Source organism: Vibrio sp. 1F169 (assembly GCF_041439605.1).
Classification (GTDB): Bacteria; Pseudomonadota; Gammaproteobacteria; order Enterobacterales; family Vibrionaceae; genus Vibrio; species Vibrio tasmaniensis_A.
Genome location: NZ_JBGOOI010000132.1, coordinates 1 through 4670, shown reverse-complemented (window position 1 = coordinate 4670; position 4670 = coordinate 1). Strand labels below are relative to the sequence as shown.

6 protein-coding genes are annotated in these 4670 nt (G+C 39.5%); all 6 read right to left on the bottom strand.

Going from position 1 to position 4670, the window contains the following annotated elements; genetic code table 11:
* Positions 1 to 169 precede the first annotated feature (169 nt).
* On the bottom strand, positions 170 to 529 hold the full coding sequence (locus ACED53_RS22850) for a VOC family protein (RefSeq protein ID WP_017041542.1): 360 nt from the start codon (positions 527 to 529) through the stop codon (positions 170 to 172).
* A 64-nt stretch (positions 530 to 593) separates the two neighbouring features.
* Entirely contained in the window at positions 594 to 1295 is a 702-nt protein-coding gene (locus ACED53_RS22845; RefSeq protein WP_017041541.1) for a YafY family protein, read from the bottom strand.
* A 154-nt stretch (positions 1296 to 1449) separates the two neighbouring features.
* The gene (locus tag ACED53_RS22840; RefSeq protein ID WP_017102049.1) at positions 1450 to 1887 is read right to left on the bottom strand and encodes a hypothetical protein; all 438 of its coding nucleotides are present in this window, start codon (positions 1885 to 1887) and stop codon (positions 1450 to 1452) included.
* A gap of 126 nt (positions 1888 to 2013) precedes the next feature.
* Positions 2014 to 2835: a restriction endonuclease gene (locus ACED53_RS22835; RefSeq protein WP_017102050.1), complete on the bottom strand. Its 822-nt coding sequence runs from the start codon at positions 2833 to 2835 to the stop codon at positions 2014 to 2016.
* A gap of 335 nt (positions 2836 to 3170) precedes the next feature.
* A complete protein-coding gene (locus ACED53_RS22830) occupies positions 3171 to 4217 on the bottom strand; it encodes a hypothetical protein (RefSeq protein WP_017102051.1) in 1047 nt (348 codons plus the stop codon).
* 289 nt (positions 4218 to 4506) lie between these two features.
* Positions 4507 to 4641 (bottom strand): GyrI-like domain-containing protein, encoded by a 135-nt coding sequence (locus tag ACED53_RS22825; RefSeq protein WP_371715316.1) that lies wholly within the window; start codon positions 4639 to 4641, stop codon positions 4507 to 4509.
* Between the last annotated feature and the right edge of the window lie 29 nt (positions 4642 to 4670).

The window sequence follows — 4670 nt, the reverse complement described above, 5'->3', positions numbered from 1 at the left end:
CCGCATCTTAACTTTTATTACCAAAATCACTTTGTAAATACGTGGATTCCATATAGAGAATGGGGCACTTTTGAGCTAGAAAGTGCCACGGGTAAAAATTCGACCTATGAAGGTTCTGGACTTAGATGAACCAGCAATGATGCTGGCTTTTAAGAAAAACAAGGTAACGTTAAGCAAATACTCGCAATCGATGCCCATCAAGGTCTAACGCAACAAAATTGATACCATATACAGACTCTTCGCGCTCTTGAGCAAAATTCACTCCTTGCTCTTTCCACTTTTCAAATAAGCTATCTAACTCGGTGCTGTTAATTGCAGGGACAGAAAGTTCAGTCCCGCCACCTCTAACTAAACTACTTGGCGTAAGTGTATCAGTTTGTTTTAGAGTGATTTTTACGTTTTCAGCAAACTCGACTACCGCAAAGGTTGGCGATAAAAGCTTAGGTTCACACTCAAAGACTTTCTTATAAAAGGTCATACTGAGTTGGATGTTTTCAACATAAAGAACAATAGAATCAATAGTTAACATAGTTGTAAATCTTCATTTTAAAAATGGATGAACTAAGTGTAACCACAAGTACTGACAGTTTTTGTCAGTAACGAAAGCGCTTGTGTTCGATGCCCTCCAGAGCTTCCCATTCAGTTAGTAAAGCATGACGAGAACGCTCGTATTTAGACTCAAGTTGTAAAAATGATTGAATTCTATCAAGTCTAAAATTACGGTAATCGTTCCGTGTTTCGCACCATGCAACCAAGATATTGTGTTGCTCAAACATACCTATAAGTATTGGCCACACAACCCTCTTGCTGATAGCACCTTTAGCGTCTTCGTAAAGCATTTCTGCTTTATGCTCTTTTTTTATCGTTGCTTTTAACTCAGCCAGCTTAACCATCACCTTTGGTGCTTTGAGAATTGAAGCAACTCTGATGACGCTCTCAGTATGCTTAGCTTCATGATCAGAAGGCAACACAGCTGAAATCTTAGCAAGTGCATCAATGGCAGCTTCGTTAAATTCTCCGTTTGCTTGCTTTACCACCCATTCAACTCCTAACTTAAGGGCTTCAAGCTCTTCTAAGCTAAACATCATCGGTGGCAAATCGAAGCTCGGTTTTAAAATGTAACCAAGCCCAGCTTCCCCCTCGACCTCTGCGCCTTGCGATTGCAAAGTTGCTATATCTCGATAGATTGTTCTTACACTAACATCTAGCTTATTTGCTAGATCCTCAGCTGAGACTGGATATTTATAGCGTCGAAGAAGTTGGAGTAAATCTAGAAGGCGTTGACTTCGTGACATAGCAAGAATCCATAAAATAAAGAACAGGTATAATGCACTAAAAGCGAATCAACTGATCGTTCAAGAAAAATATGAGTGGACGACGTAAATGATTTAATTGAGTTAAATAGTTCACTTCCTTGACTCTTGAAGCACGGAATGGGGCAAAACCCATTTAGAGGGGGTTTAAAAGAGGTAATTGACCAAATGTCTCGCCAGACCTCGCCTTGTCTTCTAACTTGTAAGCTCGTTCGCTTGTATCAACAACAGTATATTGAAATTCAAGATGCTGATGGATGTATTCCTTCGTTAGAGAATCGAGCTTGAGGTCTCCAGAAGCAAAGCGAGGAAGGTCAGATGGTTTCAAACTAGGAATCACCAAACGATTCGCAACGTACACGCAAAATTGGTCACCACTTAAACGACCAGAAGCATGACTTTGGATACGTGTGATTAGACCAAATTTTGGCTTATGACTGTTTTTTTCGATTTGTCTTCCAGACATACCGCAATAAATCAGTTGTTCGCCATGCCAAATAGCATAGACGCCAGCAGCAACTTTTGGGATACCTGAGTCAGCCCAGCTTGATAGCTTATATCTTTTGGAAAACATCAAATCTCACTTTTTATTCGGAGGTGTTATGTCCGAAATATGGAATTGAGGGTGGTATTGGAAGTACCAATATCGGTCTCAGAGATTACTTTCTACACCAAGCGTGCATTGTGAATAGATTAAAACTTAGCAGTCACAAGTATAACGGCACTTTGGATACGTAGAGCAACCATAAAAAGACATACCAGATTTAGCTCCTCGCTTAGCAACACGCATTACAAGCTTAGATTGGCAATCAGGACAAATCATAGGTTCGATGTCTGCCCTGTGTGTTTGGGGCGAGATTGATGGTTTATTTTGGAACCTGCGCCCATCTTCGATCATATGTACTAGTTCGCTACCGTTGACTAACCACAGACGTTTATCTAGAGAAAAAGCCACAGCCTCAGAAGTAAAATCTCCTGAAGTTACGATAATCATTTTACTGGCATTATTTGCGATCATGACACCGTACATCTCCCTTAGAACTTGCACTCCCACCTTGCGAGATTTCCAATGCTTACATTGTACAAGACTTAATTTACTATCTTTTGTTAACCAAATATCAACGCCGCCATCAGATTTTTGAGAGAAAGATTGTTTGACCGCATATCCTTGAGACTTAAAGAACTCTCCGATGTAACTCTCAAATTCCATCCAGCTCAAGTGATTTAGTGGGGAGGTATTCCTATGAGTTCTAATCTGAGAGTTGGTCGTGAGATAGCTTCTTTTCCTCTGATATTGCTTAAAAAGCGCTATCGGTGCGGGGAGCAAAAATAAAAACGTAAAATATGGGGCTATCAGGGGCAAGTTTGGAGCAATAGCTTCAAAGACAAAATTATTGCTACCAACGGCCAAGCTAGGTAATAGATATGAAAGTCCAAAATAGATACAAGCCGAGAGTACTACGCTTAGCCACCATGGAGCGTCCATTAAGTGCCATATGATTCCATCGTTTTTTCGTGCCATTTAAACTCACCTGATAAGCATTTTGGTGCATTAAAGCATAAACAATAGATGATGAGTATAGTTAGCTCGCTGATATTAATAAGAATAATAACAATTGATGAGCTAGGACAGAGAAGAGCTGGAGCTGTGTACTTAGGACGATTAGTTTACGCCGCTTGCGTTTGGGTTCCTTGTTCGGAATCCGAACATTTCCAACTCATAGCTGGACAAAAGCTTGTCAATGATTTTACTAAATTAGCTTTTAATAGATAACCTTAAGTACAGCTGAACCTCTAGTTAAGTTGCCAAATTCACTAAGCCACTACAGTGTGAAGTTCTACTAAAGTAACCATTAACTACCCTATATCGGAATCAAAAAAATCTAGCAATCGTTGATCTAAGTTTGCGTAGTCTTGAAAGTTGGGCACGATTGATTGAACAATCTCAACAAAGTCATGTTCAAGCGAATTTTTATGTATAAGTTCTTTTACGAAATTTATAGGCTTATCTAACAAAAACAGGGCGAGTATAAACCCAAAGCGTCGCGCAAAATCGAGATTGACAAGAGGGCCAAGATCTTTGTAATTCTGCTGAAAGGCCGTAATGTTTTTTATTACTACACTCTTAGCGGCATTGATTCCTGAATTTGGATAAGCAGCAAGGATCTCATCATAGAAACCAGACTTTAGTGCCTTGTTTGGCTTTAGTTTATTCAATGGTGTCTGGGTTTCTATACAATGCCTAGTTACACAGCACCCTAAATACGTCAAATAGAACGCACCAAAGAGACCAATACGCTGCTCCCTTGTCCCTTGTTCTAATAAAAAACGTATCTGGCAATAGTATGCAATGGTTTCAGAGAATGTTATGTGAGGAAATAAAAGGTCATCATTTTCTGTCTTGCGAGCGATGGTAAAATCGGCGGTATGACCTAGCTCATGAATCAGTAAATCTGTAGATTTAATTTGAGTGGAATGCTTGGGTAATAGGACGATGTGATCGGCATCATTATTTGCATATGCTGTACCTTCTACCTCTCCTGCATCTACATATTGAATGGAATCAGCAAATACTAATTCAACCTTGCTCAAATCTACGTCCAACAAACGTTCCACATATAACTTAGCTTCCTGGAAAGTGTCATTATTGATAGGGTTACTTAACGAGCCTGAGTCTATGGTGTCGCTCCATTTTAGAACATCAGTTGAAATCCGTATTTTCTGCATAATTAAAATCATTTGATGGATAGATTTTTCGAACTTCTCCCCTGCATCCGGGAAATTTTCTTCCTTCAACCTGATTTGTTTTTCTTTAATCTCATTGGAGGGATGACCTCTTTTTTTGCAATCATTAACTATCTGCTTCTCAATGTTGTACAATTGTGAACGAAACACACTCTTCATGAAGACTCCTAATTCGCTAATTACGTGATTTTAGTATGTTATACTTCCCTATATCGCAAGGGGTCATCGAACCAAGTATATCCATCCCATAAACAGTCTCCTTAAAGTCTATTGGGATAATGACTTACTCCCTTATTTAAGCTAGCAATAGTCAACTAGATACATAATGAAGTATTAGGTAAATTAGGTCAAACATGGATCGTTAGAAGTAATGTGAAAAGAACTCTAAGAGAGAATGGGGCAAAAATGAGCCAGCCGTGATTGACTGACTCAAGGGAAGCTCTCTCAGTTACTTGATCGGAATATAGATTTCGGTTTTCAAATTCTCAGGTTTAGTTCGTCTTGGGTCTCGATTCAGGTACACCTCAAAGCATGGTTGGTCTCGCAGTTCAAACCCACCCCTATCTGGCAGGGTAGTTGTCACTGTTAAAATTTAACCAGTTTGGGCGATAA